At 59.9% G+C, this 568-nt stretch carries 1 protein-coding gene; it reads right to left on the bottom strand.

Annotated elements, in window-relative coordinates; all coding sequences use genetic code 11:
* Positions 1-407 (bottom strand): FAD-dependent oxidoreductase (locus ACR0LL_RS21335; protein WP_480589340.1); only part of this gene is annotated, 407 nt, incomplete at its 3' end.
* Positions 408-568 lie beyond the last annotated feature (161 nt).

Here is a 568-nt window from a genome sequence, read left to right as displayed (position 1 = left end):
ATATCATCAACATGGGCCAGATCGCGCACCACATGGACACCATCCAAATCGCCGCCGATGGCCGCCGGCAATCGGCGCGGGTGCGAGCCTGTGGTGAGGGCGAGTTGATCGTAAGAGATCACCGCGTCACCCACCGTCACCGTCTTGGCCTGTGGGTCAATCGCAGTCACCGGCTGTCCCAGGCGCAATGTGATGTTGTTTTCCGCGTAGAAGCTCTCGGGTCGCAGAAACAGACGCTCCAACTCCATCTCGCCCAAAAGGTAGGCCTTGGACAAGGGCGGGCGCTGATAGGGCAGGTGCGGCTCGGCCCCAACGAGCGTAATGTCCCCCTCGAACCCGTCCTTGCGCAACCTGGCGACCAGCGAGGCACCCGCTTGCCCGGCTCCGATCACGACAATATGGCTCATGTTTCTCCCACCCTGTCGAATTCCCGTGGTTACTTTTGTCTGCACACCTATATTGCGGCTGGGACTGACTCTGCAAATCCAATCGACAGGAGCAAAACAATGATTTCAACAGGTGACACGCTGCCCGAAGCCACGCTGATCCAGATGGGTGCGGACGGCCC

The sequence above is a fragment of the Ruegeria sp. AI2 genome, assembly GCF_056541275.1.
This window is presented reverse-complemented; position numbering and strand designations above follow the sequence as displayed.